The 16,145-nt window shown below is 63.9% G+C and carries 14 protein-coding genes; all 14 read right to left on the bottom strand.

The genetic code is table 11. The annotated features are described in order from the left end of the window. Nucleotides 1-167: 167 nt before the first annotated feature. The 14 genes from OCI36_RS00735 to OCI36_RS00670 all read right to left on the bottom strand — a co-directional run bounded on the left by OCI36_RS00735 (nt 168) and on the right by OCI36_RS00670 (nt 15,256). Nucleotides 168-647, bottom strand: coding sequence for a hypothetical protein (locus OCI36_RS00735; RefSeq protein WP_261663156.1), 480 nt, complete (start codon nt 645-647; stop codon nt 168-170). 142 nt (nt 648-789) lie between these two features. Next, nucleotides 790-1,467: a V-type ATP synthase subunit D gene (locus OCI36_RS00730; RefSeq protein ID WP_261663155.1), complete on the bottom strand. Its 678-nt coding sequence runs from the start codon at nt 1,465-1,467 to the stop codon at nt 790-792. 93 nt (nt 1,468-1,560) lie between these two features. Beyond that, nucleotides 1,561-2,967 carry a V-type ATP synthase subunit B gene (locus OCI36_RS00725; protein WP_261663154.1) on the bottom strand — a complete coding sequence of 469 codons (1,407 nt, stop codon included), beginning with the start codon at nt 2,965-2,967 and terminating at the stop codon, nt 1,561-1,563. Further along, on the bottom strand, nt 2,964-4,751 hold the full coding sequence (locus OCI36_RS00720; RefSeq protein WP_261663153.1) for a V-type ATP synthase subunit A: 1,788 nt from the start codon (nt 4,749-4,751) through the stop codon (nt 2,964-2,966). Before OCI36_RS00720 ends, OCI36_RS00725 begins: the two co-directional genes overlap by 4 nt. 86 nt (nt 4,752-4,837) lie before the next feature. Further along, nucleotides 4,838-5,191: a V-type ATP synthase subunit F gene (locus OCI36_RS00715; RefSeq protein ID WP_315941225.1), complete on the bottom strand. Its 354-nt coding sequence runs from the start codon at nt 5,189-5,191 to the stop codon at nt 4,838-4,840. Continuing rightward, nucleotides 5,188-6,171 carry a V-type ATPase subunit gene (locus tag OCI36_RS00710; RefSeq protein WP_261663152.1) on the bottom strand — a complete coding sequence of 328 codons (984 nt, stop codon included), beginning with the start codon at nt 6,169-6,171 and terminating at the stop codon, nt 5,188-5,190. Before OCI36_RS00710 ends, OCI36_RS00715 begins: the two co-directional genes overlap by 4 nt. 8 nt (nt 6,172-6,179) lie before the next feature. After that, nucleotides 6,180-6,740, bottom strand: a complete 561-nt coding sequence (locus OCI36_RS00705) for a V-type ATP synthase subunit E (RefSeq protein ID WP_261663151.1) — start codon at nt 6,738-6,740, stop codon at nt 6,180-6,182. Nucleotide 6,741: 1 nt separating this feature from the next. After that, nucleotides 6,742-7,038 (bottom strand): V-type ATP synthase subunit K, encoded by a 297-nt coding sequence (locus OCI36_RS00700; RefSeq protein ID WP_261663150.1) that lies wholly within the window; start codon nt 7,036-7,038, stop codon nt 6,742-6,744. Between the two features lie 23 nt (nt 7,039-7,061). Then, nucleotides 7,062-9,116, bottom strand: coding sequence for a V-type ATP synthase subunit I (locus OCI36_RS00695; RefSeq protein ID WP_261663405.1), 2,055 nt, complete (start codon nt 9,114-9,116; stop codon nt 7,062-7,064). Between the two features lie 8 nt (nt 9,117-9,124). Beyond that, complete coding sequence (locus OCI36_RS00690) at nt 9,125-9,442, bottom strand: V-type ATPase subunit subunit G family protein (protein ID WP_261663149.1); 318 nt, start codon at nt 9,440-9,442, stop codon at nt 9,125-9,127. A gap of 264 nt (nt 9,443-9,706) precedes the next feature. Beyond that, the gene (locus OCI36_RS00685; RefSeq protein ID WP_261663148.1) at nt 9,707-10,267 is read right to left on the bottom strand and encodes a DUF4126 domain-containing protein; all 561 of its coding nucleotides are present in this window, start codon (nt 10,265-10,267) and stop codon (nt 9,707-9,709) included. Nucleotides 10,268-10,325: 58 nt separating this feature from the next. Further along, complete coding sequence (gene pth / locus OCI36_RS00680) at nt 10,326-11,015, bottom strand: aminoacyl-tRNA hydrolase (RefSeq protein WP_261663147.1); 690 nt, start codon at nt 11,013-11,015, stop codon at nt 10,326-10,328. 8 nt (nt 11,016-11,023) lie between these two features. Further along, a complete protein-coding gene (locus OCI36_RS00675) occupies nt 11,024-11,440 on the bottom strand; it encodes a hypothetical protein (RefSeq protein ID WP_261663146.1) in 417 nt (138 codons plus the stop codon). Between the two features lie 153 nt (nt 11,441-11,593). Continuing rightward, the gene (locus OCI36_RS00670; protein ID WP_261663145.1) at nt 11,594-15,256 is read right to left on the bottom strand and encodes a GEVED domain-containing protein; all 3,663 of its coding nucleotides are present in this window, start codon (nt 15,254-15,256) and stop codon (nt 11,594-11,596) included. Nucleotides 15,257-16,145 lie beyond the last annotated feature (889 nt).

Here is a 16,145-nt window from a genome sequence, read left to right as displayed (position 1 = left end):
CCGCAGCGTAAGCGGCTGCTCGCGCCACAGTAAGAACAAGGCTGCAAACGAAACTGTCCAGAGGGCCGTCCGCTCATACTGACCGCGCCAGTTCATTCCGCTCACCACGTGCATGTGGGCAGCTTAGCCGAAAATATGGCGGGGATAGAGCGCGCTGGCGCTCCTGCTCAGGGGGCAGCAGCGGTCTGCGAGCTGACCGGCTCATCAGGCAGCACCCGCACCCACTGGCGGCATTCCAGGCGGCCCTGAATGGCCATGCTGCGGGCCACTTCCGGCGGCGGCAGCTTGCCCTGAATGGTGGTGTGGGCATTCAGCGGCACCGGCCCACCCTCGGTGCGCCACTCGGCCCGGCGGCTGGTGCGTACGGTGCGCTCGAAACAGGCGGCTTCCTCAGGGCTGAGGTCTAACCCCACCACCTGCAGGCCGTTTTGCACCGTCACGAAGGTATGCTGCTGCGCCGAGGGCACCGCCGCCAGCGCCGCCGACGCCTGCACATGGCTGTAACCCGCCACCGACAGGGCCACCAGCAGCGGCATGGCTGCCGTCAGCGCCCAGATCTGATCGGCCGAAATACGGGTCTGGGGCCGCAGGGCATACAGCACCGCCAGCAGACCCAGCACCGGGACGATCCAGAAGATCAAGTTCACGCGGCCCAGTGTAACCAATCGGGGACAGCGGAACCAATCCAGGGGGTCCCAGGGACAAACCCCAGGGCAGCCGGAGGCCAGACAAAAAAATATCCCCCACTACATGCGGGGGACACGGGCTACTGAGGCCAGAAAGCGGAACTCAGGCAGCGGAACCGTGGTTGCCGCCCTGGGCTGCCTGCTGCTCGCCTTCGGCGGCGGCTTCGGCTTCCAGCTTGGCCTTGATCTTCTTCAGGCGGAAGCTTTCCTCGCGTTCGCGCTGGTCCAGCACGCCACGAATAAAGCGGATATCGGCCTGAATACCGGGGATCACGACCTGTTCCAGCGCGTTCACGCGGCGGGAGGTCTTTTTGATTTCCTCGCCGATGCGGCGCAGCTTGGTCTCGGTACCGGCCACCTTTACGATGGCTTCCAGCACCTCGTTGAAATCGGTCGCGGCCTGAATGGTGCGGCCACCCACGTTAATGGGGCTGAACCCGCCGCCGGTGCGGCGCTCGGGCACGGTCATCCGGGGAACCTTCACCCCGTAAATGCTCTCGATCACCATGTCGATGGTGTAGTCGTCACTGGAGCCCAGGCTGAGGCTTTCCACCGCCTCGGGGCTGTCCCAGGCCTTGGCACCCAGCAGGCTGGTGTAAGCACCTTTGCTCACGCCGGCCAGCTGCTCGCGGGCGGCCAGGGCGTCCTTGACCAGGGCAAAAAACTCGGCAATCAGGGCGTCGCGCTTGCGTTTCAGCAGGTCGGCGCCGCTGGATGCAGTCTTCAGGCTGGCTTTAGAGGCCAGCAGCGCGGAGCGGGTAGGGCTGATTTGTTCGGCCATGTCATTTCACCTCCTTCAGCGGTGAGTGGGCGGGGAGTTCCGGGTGACTTGGGGCATCTGCTGCCCTGCGCCCCGGCCCCGCCCAGGGCAAGCTCAGTTGCTGCCCTTCCAGCTTTCGTCGATCTTGGTGCCGTAGTACTGCTCAATGTCGCCCTTGCCGATACGGGTCAGCTGGTTCTGGGGCAGCTTGCTCATGATGCCCCAGGCCACCGTCAGGCTGTCTTCGATGCTGCGGTCCTGGTCACCCTGGCCGATGAAGTACTGCTCGAAATCGTCAGCGAACTTCAGGAACAGTTTGTCGTTCTCGGTCAGTGCGTCTTCACCGGTGATCGCCACCAGCTTGCGCAGGTCCAGGCCGTTGGCGTAAGACGCGAACAGCTGGTCCGACACGTTCTTGTGGTCGGCGCGGGTCTTGCCCTTGCCGATGCCGTTGCCCATCAGTCGGCTGAGCGAAGGCAGCGGGTTGATGGGCGGGTACACGCCCTTGGAGTTCAGGCCACGGTCCACCACGATCTGGCCTTCGGTGATGTAGCCGGTCAGGTCGGGGATGGGGTGGGTGATGTCGTCGTCGGGCATCGACAGAATCGGAATCTGGGTGACCGAGCCGGGCTTGCCTTCCACCACGCCGGCGCGCTCGTACAGGCTCGCCAGGTCGGTGTACATGTAGCCGGGGAAGCCACGGCGGCCAGGGATTTCTTCGCGCGCCCCGCCGATTTCACGCAGCGCTTCGCAGTAATTGGTGATGTCGGTCAGGATGACCAGCACGTGGTAGCCCTGCTCGAAGGCCAGGTACTCGGCGGTGGTCAGCGCCATGCGGGGGGTCAACAGACGTTCCACGGCGGGGTCGTCGGCGCGGTTCAGGAACAGCACGGACCGGGCCAGAGCGCCGGTGCGTTCAAATTCTTGGGTGAAGAAGCTCACTTCGCGCTGGGTCAGGCCCATCGCGGCGAACACCACCGCAAAGTCGCCTTCGTGTCCGGGCACCTTGGCCTGACGGGCGATCTGGGCGGCCAGCTCGTTGTGCGGCAGACCCGAGCCAGAGAAAATCGGCAACTTCTGACCGCGGATCAGCGAGGTGTTCACGTCGATGGTGCTGATGCCGGTCTGAATGAACGCTTCGGGCTTGGCGCGGCTGGCGGGGTTCATGGCCTGACCGTTGATGTTCAGGCGCTTTTCCGCCACCACTTCGGGCAGGCCGTCGATGGGGCGGCCCAGACCGTCAAAGCGGCGGCCGATCATCTCACGGCTCACGCCCAGGCGGGCCACGTCTTCCACCAGGCTGACCGAAGCGGTTGCCAGGTCCAGGCCGCGGGTTTCTTCGAACACCTGAATCACGGCATTCTTGTCGCTGACCTGAATCACCTGACCGCCGCGGATGTTGCCCTGACCGTCCTTGATGTCCACGATGGAGTTGTAGGCCAGGTCCGAGGCCGCATTCACGAACAGCAGCGGGCCGGAGATGTACGAAACGTCGTTGTACTCTTTTTTCAGCAGGGTCATGCAATGACCTCCTGGTTCAGGACCTGTCCGCCGGGCTGGGTCTGGCCACGCTTAAAGGTGGTGTCCAGCTCGCTCATCACCGCGTCGGTGTAGGCCGGGAACTCTTCTTCAGACACGTAACGCGCGCGGGACAGCTTTTCGATCACCGGGCTGGCGATGATTTCGTCAATGGTCGCACCGTCACGCAGGGCCGCGTCGGCCTGGTCGTAGAACTTCAGCATCATGCGCATCAGGCCGTAGTTCTTGGGCATCGAAGCCGAGGCGTCCACCGGGTCGAAACCGTTCTGCTGCAGGAAATCCTGGCGCAGCATCCGGCCCGATTCGATCACCAGGCGCTCGTTGTCCTGCAGAGCGTCGGGGCCCACCAGCTGCACCACTTCCTGCAGGGCTGCTTCCTGCTGCAGGATGTTGCCGATGCGCTGACGCAGTTCGGGGAAATCTTCGCCCACGTTGTCGCGGTACCACTGCTCCAGAATGGGAGTAAACAGCGAGTAGGAACCGTTCCAGTTGATCGCGGGGAAGTGGCGGCGGCGGGCCAGGCCAGCGTCCAGACGCCAGAAAGCGCCGGTAATACGCAGGGTCGCCTGGGTCACGGGTTCGGACATATCGCCGCCGGCAGGGCTCACAGCGCCAATCACCGACACGGCGCCGTCTTCGCCGGCCATGGTCTTCACTGCACCAGCGCGTTCGTAGAAAGCGGCCAGCTTGGCGCCCAGGTAGGGCGGATAGCCTTCTTCTGCGGGCATTTCTTCCAGGCGGCTGGAGATTTCACGCAGCGCCTCAGCCCAGCGGGAGGTGGAGTCGGCCATCAGCGACACCGAGTAACCCTGGTCGCGGAAGTATTCCGCCAGGGTGATGCCGGTATACACCGAAGCTTCACGCGCCGCCACCGGCATGTTGGAGGTGTTGGCGATCAAGATGGTGCGGTGCATCAGGGGGCCACCGGTTTTGGGGTCTTCCAGTTCAGGGAATTCCACCAGCACGTCGGTCATTTCGTTGCCGCGTTCGCCGCAGCCCACATACACCACGATGTCGGCGTTGCCGTACTTGGCCACCGACTGCTGGGTCACGGTCTTGCCCGAGCCGAAGGGGCCAGGGATCGCGGCCGCGCCGCCCATCACCAGCGGGAACAGCACGTCGAGAATGCGCATACCGGTCAGGAAGGGCAGGCTGGGGTCCAGCTTCTGCGCCACCGGGCGGGGCGCACGCACCGGCCAGTAGTGGGCCAGGCGCAGTTCGGTGCCGTCGTCCAGGCGGGCGATGGTTTCGTCGATGTTGTAGTCACCGGCCGGCGCCACCCATTCCAGACGGCCGCTCTTGTCGGGCGGGGTCAGGATCTTGTGGGTGAAGCTGAATTCGGGCACAGTACCCAGAATCGCGCTGCCGGTCACTTCGTCGCCGGCCTGTACAGTGGGGGTAAAGCTCCACTTCTTCTCGCGGTCCAGCGAGGACACTTCGATGCCGCGGGCGATAAAGTCACCGCTCTGTTCGCGGATCTTGTCCAGCGGGCGCTGAATGCCGTCGTAGATGCCGTTCAGCATGCCCGGGCCCAGCTCCACCGACAGCGGCAGTCCGGTGGTTTCCACCGGCTCGCCGACCGTCAGGCCGGAGGTGTCTTCATACACCTGCACAAAGGCAGTATCGCCGTCCAGACGGATGATTTCACCGACCAGACGCTCCTTGCCTACGCGCACGATGTCGTACATCTTGGCGCCGTACATGCCGTTCGCAATCACGGCGGGGCCGGCGATGTTCTGCACGACACCAGTTTTTTGTTGCGTCATTTGATTCTCCTTAGCTTAAGAATGGCGAAGAGCTGAGTGCTTCGTGCCAGTGTTGGCCTTCCGCGCCTTGCTCTTGGCCATTGGCATTACAGTTTGATGTCGAAGCCCACCGTCTCGCGCACCAGCTTGCCCATGTACGCCTTGGCGTCTTCGGTATCGGCGCTGAAAGCGTCGCGCAGGCTGGGCAGCGGCAGCAGGATCGGCAGATCGCGGCCGCGCATCACCCGGGCGGTGGAAGCGATGGGATCAGCGATCAAGCCGCTGTCCACCCCCACCAGGCCGTAGTTGCCGCCGGTGATCAGCTGTTCCAGAGCCGCCTGAGCGGTCTCGGGGGTCGCTTCCATCACCTCGGCGCCGGCCAGGCGGTAGCCAGTCGCGGTTTCGCTGTCGGCCAGAATCACCACGCGCTGGGTGCGCTGGCCCCTTTGAGCTGCGGTCATGCACCCACCTCCTGGCGAATTTCCTCTTCAGGCAGGCCGTAGTACTTGCCGCGCCCGATCAGGCGCAGCTTGGCCGCTTCGATTTCCTTACGGCGCAGGAAGTCCAGGATGATACCCACACCCATCGGATCCGAGACACCGATCGAGCGGGCCGCCCGGTCCAGCGCGGCGCGGGCCGCCACTTCGGCAGCCTGCGGCGTGGGGGCTTCCATGATCGCGGCGATATCCGGCGAGGCGCTGGTGTCGCCCGAAGCCAGCCGGGCATACCCAGCAGCGTCCAGGCGACCGCCCGGCACGAAGAATTCCTGATTCAGCGGCACTCCGGCGGCCTGGGCCTGACGGGCCATCAGCGCGTTGGTGATGTCGATCTCGCGGCCCACGTAGGTGCGCAGCGAGGTGTCCTGCGCCACCTTGCGGACATGGTTGTAGTAGCCCTGGTCCAGCGCCACTTCCAGGTTCAGCAGGTTCCCGCTGGCCTGGTAGGCCGCCACGCCCCGGCGGAACGCCGCCGCCAGCGGGTGAGCGCTGACCGAGATGGCCGAAGCCGCCCCAGGCAGGTCGGTGCTGGCTGCCGCGTTTTCCAGCAGGCTGGCCTTGATGGTGCCGACGGGAATCAGGCTGCCCCGAATGGCGTCGGCGCCGCGGCCGGAAACCACACCACGGGCGAGGGTCTTGAGGTTGACCAGGTCCCAGCGCATCAGCAGGGTCTCGATTTCACGCCGGGAGTTCCCGTCTGCAAATCCCAGCACTTTCTGGGTGGTTGCGAACAGGTTGCGGCTCAGTGCCCGGTCAAGCTCGGGCAAGCCGGCGTTCTCGGCGGTGGTTTCGCGCAGGTTGGCGGCAAAACCCGACTCGCTGAGCACCCGCAGAAACTCGGGGTAGCTGCTGGCCGCCAGGGCAGATTCCAGCGAGCGGCCGTCGAGCAGCGCGTTGCGCATCATCCTGACGCGAGTATTGATGTAGGCATAATCGTCAGGCATAGGCCTCCTTATTCGCCCGTCAGCATCTGCCGGATTTCGGGAGTCAGCCCACCGCGCAGGGTCTGCAGGCGGCCCATCAGCGTGTTGGTGATGCCGCTCTTGCCGCCCTGGCTGATCAGGCGCACGCCGCCCTCGATGCCGGGGTTGCCGCGCACTTCCAGGTCGCTGACCATTGAGCGCAGCAGTTCCACGTCGCGGGGGTTCACTTCAGCCACTTCAGCTTCGGGCACCGCCTGGCGCGCTTCGTTCAGCAGGCGGCCCAGAATCTCACGGTAGGCAGGCAGGCCGCTGATGTCACGCAGCTGCTGTTCCACCAGGCCGTAGACCTGAGCGATGCCTTCTTCACCGGCGCTGAGGCGAGCGGCGTTCATTTCCAGGTCCGCAGCGGAGCGGGCGCGGGTCAGGCCGGCCTGGTACTGCTTGTCCAGCACCCGGCTGCGGCTTTCGGTCAGCTCCTGTGCCTCGGCACGGGCTGCGCCCACAATCTGCTCCGCACGGGCGCGGGCATCGGCGCGGATACGCTCGATCTCGGCCTGAGCTTCGTTTTCAAGCAGTTTATCCAGGGCCATATCAGATCAGGAACAGGCCCACGAAGCCCAGAATCACCAGAGTTTCAGGCAGCAGGAAGACCAGCAGCAGCTGACCGAACTTGCTGGGGTCTTCGGCCACGGCGCCCACCAGGCTCGAACCGATGCGGGCCTGCGCCAGACCGGTGCCCACAGCGCCCAGGCCCAGAGCCAGGCCCTTACCGATGGCGGCCAGACCTTCATTGTTGGCAGCGCCGGTGGTCACGGTGTCCTGAGCGCCAGCCACGCCAGCCAGAGCGAACAGTACGGCAACGAAAGCAATCTTGTTGTATTTGGTCATAATCATTTCTCCTGTAAGGGGGTTTATTTCACCAGCTCACTGTTTGCGGAGCTGAGGCGACGAAGAGGGGTGTACACCGGGCTGGTTTCAGTGTTGAAGCCGGTGGGGTTGAGGAATTCCACCATCTGAAGACGGATGGGCTGCAGGATGTGTCCGATCAGGGTCAGAGCCAGGATCAGGACGGTCAGGATGACGGCGAGGACCAGACCGAGAATGGCGCCAAAGACACCCATATTCTCGTACATGTTCCAGCCGAGGTCAGCCACCAGTTTGGCCATGATGGCCGACACCAGGCCGACGGCGAAGATACGGGCGTAGCTCAGCACCGAGCCGCCCTGAGAAATCAGTTCGACCGGCAGCATCGGGAATTCGCGGATGACGCGCAGGTAGCCCACCACGAAGGTGGCAAAGCCCAGCCACATCAGCCAGACGAGGGGATTGGCGAAGTTGAACATCAGGCCGAAGTCACTGGCGGCCTTGGTCACGAATGCCATCAGAATCAGGCCGACCACACCGCCGAACATCGCCAGACCTTCCCAGATGTGCGACGATTCGCCGTGCTTGAGGCCCTCGCGGACGCGAACAGCCCAGCCCCAAGGCACCTGAACGATACCGAACAGCAGCGCAATCATCAGCATGATGTTGCTGAAGTAGCCGGTTTCCAGGCGGGGGAACAGCGTGGGAATCAGGCCATGGTGCGGCGCACCTTCAGCGTGGAACGTGGCGCCGGTCCAGCCCCACAGGTTGTTGAGCCGCTGCTCATCCAGATAGAACAGGCCCAGGTGCTCGCCCCAGGTGCCGAAGAATTCTCCGGTCAGGAAGCCCCACAAAATGGTCCAGAACGCCATCACGCTGGTGATGCTCCACACGTCGCGCAGGGTTTCTGGCAGCAACTTGGTGCCCAGCAGAGGCACGGTCCAGCTTTCGCCGCGGTCGGCTTTGCCTTTGAGCCACAGGCCCGTCAGCAGAAACAGTAGGCCGTAGCCCACGTCACCGATAATCAGGCCGAACAGGAACGGCATCAGATAAGCCATCACCCAGGTGGGGTCAAAGGTGCCGTACTTGGGCGGGCTCATCAGGCCCATCACCATCTGGAAAGGCCGGACGTAGCTGCTGTTTTTCAGCTCGACCGGAATGGCATCGTCGTGATGCTCGTTCACAGGATGCAGTTCGTAAACGGTGCCTTCGCCAAAAGGCTTCAGCGCCGCTTCAAGGGTCGCCACGCGGTCTACCGGCACGTAACCCTGCATCACCAGCGAGTAGCGGCCACGGGCCGACACGCTGCGGACGTCATGCACGGCCACCTGATCCTTGAGCGCGTCGCGCAGGGCGAACAGCTCTGGGCCATGTTGTGCGGCCAGAGCGTCGCGCCGGGCGTTCAGCGCCTGCAGGCGGTCACGGCCAGCGGTGCGGATCTGTCCCAGTTCACTGGCGGCCTGCTCCAGGGGTATGCCCTCGAAGCGGCCCGGCAGGCGCATTTCGGCCAGACGGACCCGGCCCAGCGCGGTGCGGGCCAGGTCGCGTTCGCCGGCCAGAGTCGCCACAGCGCCCACGCGGCCTGCCGCACCAGACTCAACAGCCAGCTCGTAACGGTCACCTAGCGCCTCGCTCAGCGAAGCCTTAACCTCATTCAGGTCGGTTTCGCCGTGCAGCAGGAAGGGGATGACAGCCACGCGGCGGCTGCGGTCCAGCGGTCCCACCAGACGGGCCAGAGCTGCCGCCGGTTCCGCGTAAGCGGCAGCGACGTCCACGTCACCCTGAACTTCAGTGCGTTCGCGGGCCAGTTCAGCCACCGGGGTCGCCACATTCTCGATGCGCGCCGACCAGTCACCGCGAGGCGGCACACTGCCGTGCACCATCTCGGCCGGACGCTGCGCGCCCAGTTCGGCAATGGTACTTTCCACGCGGGCCAGCAGCCGCTCGGTTTCCCTGAGTTCCTCGGAGGTCTGCTCGTTGGCCGCGTCGGACTTCAGGGGGCTGCCCTCGATGGGCTTGAGGTGGATGACACCGGCATTTTGCAGCGCAGTGATCACAGCTTCGCTTTCACGGCGCCGCATGGCGATCACCACCTGCTGCATCGGACTGATCACGGCAGCACCGCCTTGAGCACATGCTCAGCGGCCTGCTGAATGCGGCCACTCATGTGCTCGCGGGCGCGCTCCGTGCCCTCAGTTGCCTTGCTCCTGGCCTCCTCACGGATGCGTACCGTTTCGGCGGTCAGGCGCTGATCATGCTCGGCCTGCTGGCCTTTCATGCGCTCCTGAGCTTCACGGAGGATGCGGGCGGCTTCCGCTTCCGCGGCTTCCACTTCACGGCTCGCATCTTGGCGTGCCGCTTCAATCTGCGCGTCCAGCGCGGCTTCACGCTCGGCCAGTTCACTCAAGATTCGACTTGAGACGTCCAAATCCCTCCTCCTTTCTTCGTCATCCGGCACACCGAAAAGCCCTCACGGGCTCCATTCAGAGTGAAGGCCCCACGGGGTGGGGTCTTGGGGTGCCTTCTGCACAGCTTGCTTTAGGTTGCCCGACCCTCGCTTATTGAGTTGCGTCAGACTGCCTTGGATTCTAACACACCCTTTACATTCGCCCCTTAGGGCCAAGCGTCCCTGCGGTAAGGCAGGAACAGTGTCACTGCGCCGGAAACAAGGGTGGGCAGGATGATTTGGCCCTCAGGCGACCCTGGCCGGGCGCCGCCAGCGCTGCCACAGCCGCCAGCCGGCCCACAGCAAGCCCAGCAGACCCAGCACAGCCAACGCCGGAACAAACAGCGCCAGCACACTGAGGCCCAGGCTCAGGCCATCTTCCACCGTACTGAGGACTGGGTTCCCCACGCCAGCGGTCAGGGTGGTGGCCGCCGGGCGCACGGCGGCGCGGCCCGCCTGCACGCTGCCGGCCACCAGCAAGCCCAGCACCGCTGCCAGCGACGGCGACACATCGGCCAGACCCGACTGTGAGGCGAACAGAATGGCTCCAGCAGCGGCGGCCACCCAGCCGCTCAGCAGGTGCAGCAGGTGATCGATGCCCGGCACCTTGTCCCCGATAAAGTCCACCGCTCCCACTGCAAAAATGACCAGCAGGGTCCAGGGATTGCCCAGCAGATCGAACGGCGGGCTCAGGGTCACCAGGCCCTGATGGGCCAGCAGGCCGACCAGCAGCAGCGGGATATAGGCATTCAGCCCCGCAGCGCCCGAAAGGCCCAGGGCCGGAAGCAGGCCGGAGAACAGTTCCATAACTGATGATAAGAAACCCGGCCGGCCCGGATCAGGGCAAAGGAGCAACCACCCCTTCTCAGCTGTCCTCGTCCAACAGGGCGTGGGGATGGAGGCGCGACTCAGTTAGCGCCGGCGCGGCCTTCTCCCCCACTGGCGCCTTTACTTCAGACGGAGCAGCCGGCCGCAGATCGGTGCCATTAAAGCGGCCCTGCGCCTCGTGCAGCCCCTGCAGGGTCCAAACCTCGGCAGCCTGAGTGCCCAGGTGCACCAGTTGTTCCAGCACCGGGCGCTCGGCTTCGGCCCAGCGGCTCAGCACCCAGTCGGCCGGGTCACGGCCTGCCGGCGGCCGCGAAATGCCCAGCTTGAGCCGATCAAAGTCCTGGGTGCCCAGTAGCCGGATGATGTCGCGCAGGCCATTTTGCCCGCCGTGCCGGCCACCGTGCCGCAGCTTCAGCAGGCCAAAAGGACTGTCCAGATCGTCCTGCACCACCAGCAGGTCATCCGGCGTTAGGCGGTAATAGGCCAGCAGCGGTGCCACCGCCCGCCCGGAAGCGTTCATGGTCGTCAGCGGCTTGACCAGCAGCACCTTTTCACCGGGCTGACCGGCCGCCTGACCCAGCCGCAGCTCGCAGAGTTCAGCTTCCCCGTCCCGGCGCCAGTGGCCGTCCTGACGCCGGGCCAGCTCGTCCACCACCAGCCAGCCCGCGTTGTGGCGGGTTTGCGCGTATTTGTCGCCTGGGTTGCCCAGGCCCACAATCAGTTTCATGCGGCCTCTTACGCGCTCAGGCCAGACAGCGAATCACGGACCTCGCGCCAGCGTGCGTCGGCCTGCGCCACAGCGGGGCGTTCCCGGGCAGCGTCGTAGCCTTTGCGGAACTCGGCAAAAGCCGGCTCAGTCTGCGAGAACAGCACGTCCAGCGCCTGCTGCACGTCGCGCACCTGCTGGCCGGTCAGCTCCAGGCCCTTGGTGTCCAGCACCTCATCCAGGGTCGCCATCAGGCCCGACAGCGGGCGCAGCCACTGGAAATCGGGGTGGCTGGTCACCAGATTGAACATCTCGTAGGGGCTTTTGACCGGGCCGTGCATGAACTCGTAGTCCTCGCGGGCTTTGTCCAGCAGCGCGGAGTGGAACTGGCGCAGTGCGGTCGCCAGGGCTTTCAGTTTGCGGCGAATGGCGGAGTCGTCTGACATAAGCTCCAGGGTAGCAGGGCCGCCCACACCGAAAAGTGCGGGCCGCCAGAAAAACCACCCGTCTGCCGGGAGCACGGAAAAGGCCCCACACCTTATATAGAGCGCGGGGCCAAGAACGAGAAGCCAGAAACCTACCTTCAACCTACTTTGCGGTTACTTGACGGTCACCTGAAAGCAGAAGTTGGCGGTGGCGCCGGCCGGCAAGACAAAATTATTGGTGGTCCAGCGGCCGCTGACCGGCACGGCGGGGCGCGGGCCGGCGCCGTCGGGATCCCAACTGGTGAATGAGGCGTCATAGACGGTGCTCGGCGCCGGGGTAGTGGTCACGGCGCTGCCGTCAGCCCACCGCAAGAAAGCCTTGCCGTTGGGCAGGGTGTTGCCCGGCACATAGTCGGAAATGGCGTAGTTGCTCAGGCTGGTGCTGCCATAGTTGTAGGCCGCGATGCAGTACTCAAGGGCCTCACCAGGCTGGGCCTTTTCGGCGGTGGATGCCGCGCCGCCCCGGGTCAGGTTGCGGACGGTCTTGTACAGCCGCGTATAGACCAGATCGGTGCGGCGCTTTTCCGAACTCTGCTGCGCCACGCCGGTGGCCTGCACGGCGGCGGTGTTCTCGTAGGGGCCCTGCACCCGGTTGGGAGTGACCTGCACGTTACTCACCACCCGGATGTCAGCCTTGCCGCCCGCCGCCAGCGAGGGCAGCCGGTAGGTCAGCTGCTGGCCGCTGACTTCAGCCTGAGGCGTGCTGCCCGCCGCGCTGTACTGCAGGCCGTCGGGCAGCCGGTCACTGACCACCACATTCTCGGCGGTGGCGGTGCCGGTGTTCTGCACCTGCAAGGTATAGATCAGCTGCCGGGGGTTCAGCGTGAACTGGGCGCTGTTTTCCGGATCGGCCGTCACGGTCACGTAAGTGTCACTGACCTGCTTGGTGATGCGCAGCTGCGCGGTCTCCTGCACGGTCAGCAGGTGGTCTTCCACCTCGCCGTTGGCCTGGGTTCCGCTGGGGCCGGCCGCAGAGGTAGAGATGCGCAGGCGGGCATAGGTCCGGGACAGGTTGGCCGGAAGGGACACGCCGGTCCAGTTCAGGGTCACGCTGCCGGCGCCGGAAGCCGCCTGCGCGGTGGCTGCCTCGGCCGCGTCGAAGGTGCCGTTGCCGTTGAAATCAATCCAGGCGGTGACAGGCGCGCTCTGGGCAGTGTCATTCACATAGGGAAGGGTGACCGAATAACTGCTGCCATAGCGCTGCAAAGCCGGGAAATTCCGCGCCGTTTCATCGTAGGTATCATCGTTCCCACTGGTGCCACGCGGCTGAGGCTCGGTGCTGACGCTGACGCCCAGGCGCACCGGCGAGGTGGCGTTCAGGGTCGCCGCCGTCACGCTGTCCAGCGAGGTGGCGCCAGGAGCCAGCGAGGAACTGAACCCGGGTTCCAGCAGGTGCTGTGCAGAGCCATAGCTGCTGGGCGCGTCGCCGTAATCATGGAAGAACGCGGCGCAGAAGCCCTGGGCAGTCGCGCCGTTGCCCGATGCTCTCCGCAACGTATTGTTCAGAATCAGGGGGTCGTTCTGCGAAGCCGTCTTGGAAGTCGCCAGAATTAGGGTGTTGTTCCGGTTGGTCTGAACCTGGGCCGTCCGGCCACCGTTACTGACCGTCAGGTTGCGATTGCTTTTGCCGGCGCTGCTGACATATGCCGCCGCGAACGCCGTGCCGTTGGTCGTGGTGCTGACGCTTTCACTGGTGCCGTCGTCTCCGGTGCTTCCGGTCAGCAGGGTCAGCGGGACAGGCGTGCCGTCTGTCAGGGTGGCCCAGGCTGAGAACTGAAAGTCCATGGTTTGGCTGGATGTACCTCCATTGCCCTGCAGCTTCAGCGAACTGTTGGCAGGGTTGCCGAAATAGCCGTACCAGCCGGAGTTCTGATATCCGTCACTGCTCGGGTAAGTCTGCAGGCTGTCGCCCGAGCGGCTCTGGCCGGACAGGGTCACGGCGTAGTTCAGGGTGATGCCGCTGCCCGCGTCCAGCGTCCAGCTGCGGGTGCCGGAGCCGGACAGGTTCACGTTGCTGAAATCGAGGCAGGTGGTGTAATTCGAAAGCTCGTTGGGCTGCACAGCGGGCGGCGGCGCGGCCTGCACGCTGATGGTCGCCGCGGCGCACTGCCCGGTGGTCGCCGTACAGGAGGCCGGGTCCGGCGCCGCCGCGCCATTGTTGCTGCCTCCGCCCACGCTGACCCGGTTGGTCAGCTGGCCGCCCAGGTAGGTGTCGGGAATGGTGGCGGTAACTGCAAAGCTGACACTCTCACCCGTATTCAGGCCCAAGCCAGGAGTAAAGTTCCAGGTCACTTCGCCAGTGGTGCCGGCAGGCGAGGCGTTGCTTACGGTGCCGGCGGCGCCACCACTGCGGCTCACGCTGACGAGTTGTAGGCCCTGCGGCAGCAGGTCGCGCAGTTGCAGCGGCGCCGTGGTAAAGGTGTTCGGCGTGCTGTTGGTCACCGTCACGGTGTAGGTCACGTTGCCACCAGACAGGTAGCTGCTCTGATCGGCCACTTTGGTCACGCTCAGCTGGGGCGCGGCGCTGATCACGGTATCGGTGTCCGACGCGCTGTTGTTGGCAGTGTTGGGGTCGGTGGTGCCGGTAGGTACGGCCACACTCGCCGTATTGACCACGTTGCCGTTGCTGTCACGGCCTGTCACGTTGGCTCTGACCTGCACCTCGTAGAAGGCACCGGCTGCCAGCGCTGGCAGAGTGGTGGAAGTGCTAGTGGGCGCCGTGGTGCAGGTATTTCCAGCCGCCGCCGTGCAAGTCAGGCTGCCCAGCGTCAACCCCGTGCCCAGAGTATCGGTCAGGGTGGCCCCGGAAACGCTGGACGGTCCATTGTTGGTCACGCGCAGGGTATAAGTGGTGCTGCCACCCAGCGTGACACTGTCCACGTTGTCGGTCTTGGTGACGGCCAGATCGGCCACCGGGGTTACGGTCAGGGTATCGCTGGCCGCTGCGGCGTTGCTGCCGGCGCTGGTCTGTAGCGCGCCCGCCGCAATCGTGTTGGGATAGCTGCCTGCCCTGGTCGAGCGGACCGCGGCGGTGATGGTACAGCTGCCGGGGTTCAGGGTCGCGCCACTGGGATAGGTGATGGTGCTGCCGCTGACGGTGGCCTTGACCGGACAGGTCGTGGTCACGCCGGTAATTTCCAGACCACTGCCGATGTTATCGGTCAGTGGGGCCGTCAGAGTGGTGGCCGCAGGGGCCGGGTTGTTCAGAGTGATGGTCAGGGTACTGGTCGCTTTGCCGTCTCCAGGAATGGACTTGGGGCTATAAGCCTTGGCGATGGTCGGCGCGGCCAATGCCGTGATAGTCGCCTGGGCGCCGTCGGCGTCGTTGCCCCCGCTGGTCCGGATATTGGCCGGAATGCTGTTGTTGTAAGTACCGGCCCGCGGCAAGGTCACGTCGAAGCTAAAACGGCAGGTGCCCGCCGGAACGATGGTATTGCCCGGAATAGCCCACCGTGTCACACCCGCTGTGGGCGCCGGGGGCACCGTCGCACCGCTGCCATCGCTGCTTTCGTAGCTCAGGCTGTTGTAGCCGGAATTGTTGGTGATGGTCACGCCGCTGCTGTTCACACAGACAGCCTGATAGTTGGGTGTGTTGCTGACCACCATCTGCCCGCCCCCCGAACCGGCCGGTAGGCTGTCGACGATGTCCCGGTAAATCATGACCGGCGCCCGATTAGGATTGCTGACGGTAATGGTCAGCCGCGCCTTGGCCGTTCCGGTGGCAGGATCAATCTGAACCGTACTCTGGTCAAACGATTTATCAACCTGTGGGACCAAGGTGGCAATCCCACAGGACGCCAGGTCAGTCAACCCAGGTGAAACGGTATTGCCACTCACTGCTTGATAAGTAGAGGCATCAACGGTCCAGATGGTTTTCCCATCGCTGACATAAAAATAATTATAGACCGGGTCGAATGCTAAACCGTTGGCTTTATTTGCGGCACTCCCTAAGCCAGTAATTGCATGACTTGACGTAACGCGTCCATTCACCCGGTCAAAAAGCCCCAAATAGGGCGTCCCCGATGAGTTCTGGTAAAGCAGCCAAGTTCTATTAGCGCTATCCACCGCAATGTCACCATTGGTGCCGTAAGAAGACTTGGACTTAGATTGTGGGATGGCATAAGAATTTCTTGTAACATTGTATTTGGTGCTCGCATTGCCGCCATCAAGAGTAGAGAGGGGAATAGAATCATAAGTGTAATCACTCCATGTAAAAATGAAGTTTCCACCAGAGATGGCTGCCCCAATATATTCGGCACCCTCAGCCCCAGCGTTTAAATAGCCAAGGTTGGTCTTCACCTCCGTAAAAGGATTATAGCGCCACACAATACCAAAGCGGTTTAAGCGAGAGTAACCAGAAAATACCGCATCTTTATTACCACGGTCGATCCAATAAATGTAACCGGTTTGTGGATCAACGGCCGCATTGTTTAAGTGAGAACTGTTAAAACCGTTCCTGAAAAAGTCAGAAGTATCACCAGTCGTCAGCGTCTTGCTGTAACCAGTAAATGGGTTATGCCAAACTACACGGCCGGACCCAGTCGCAGTTCCGCCATTGATAGTCGCGAAAGTGCCGGTGCAGTAACTGGCACTGCCCGTCTGGGCCTGGGCACTGCTGAAGCACAGCAAGGCCAGGGACAGGCCACTGGCTGCGGCCCACTTCGGC

The sequence above is a fragment of the Deinococcus sp. Marseille-Q6407 genome, from assembly GCF_946848805.1.
GTDB lineage: Bacteria > Deinococcota > Deinococci > Deinococcales > Deinococcaceae > Deinococcus.
This window is presented reverse-complemented; position numbering and strand designations above follow the sequence as displayed.

Coding starts and splice junctions, on each gene's coding strand:
- OCI36_RS00730 (WP_261663155.1), bottom strand. CDS start 1,467: ATGGCCGAACAAATCAGCCCTACCCGCTCCGCGCTGCTGGCCTCTAAA.
- OCI36_RS00725 (WP_261663154.1), bottom strand. CDS start 2,967: ATGACCCTGCTGAAAAAAGAGTACAACGACGTTTCGTACATCTCCGGC.
- OCI36_RS00720 (WP_261663153.1), bottom strand. CDS start 4,751: ATGACGCAACAAAAAACTGGTGTCGTGCAGAACATCGCCGGCCCCGCC.
- OCI36_RS00715 (WP_315941225.1), bottom strand. CDS start 5,191: ATGACCGCAGCTCAAAGGGGCCAGCGCACCCAGCGCGTGGTGATTCTG.
- OCI36_RS00710 (WP_261663152.1), bottom strand. CDS start 6,171: ATGCCTGACGATTATGCCTACATCAATACTCGCGTCAGGATGATGCGC.
- OCI36_RS00705 (WP_261663151.1), bottom strand. CDS start 6,740: ATGGCCCTGGATAAACTGCTTGAAAACGAAGCTCAGGCCGAGATCGAG.
- OCI36_RS00700 (WP_261663150.1), bottom strand. CDS start 7,038: ATGACCAAATACAACAAGATTGCTTTCGTTGCCGTACTGTTCGCTCTG.
- OCI36_RS00695 (WP_261663405.1), bottom strand. CDS start 9,116: ATGCAGCAGGTGGTGATCGCCATGCGGCGCCGTGAAAGCGAAGCTGTG.
- OCI36_RS00685 (WP_261663148.1), bottom strand. CDS start 10,267: ATGGAACTGTTCTCCGGCCTGCTTCCGGCCCTGGGCCTTTCGGGCGCT.
- pth (WP_261663147.1), bottom strand. CDS start 11,015: ATGAAACTGATTGTGGGCCTGGGCAACCCAGGCGACAAATACGCGCAA.
- OCI36_RS00675 (WP_261663146.1), bottom strand. CDS start 11,440: ATGTCAGACGACTCCGCCATTCGCCGCAAACTGAAAGCCCTGGCGACC.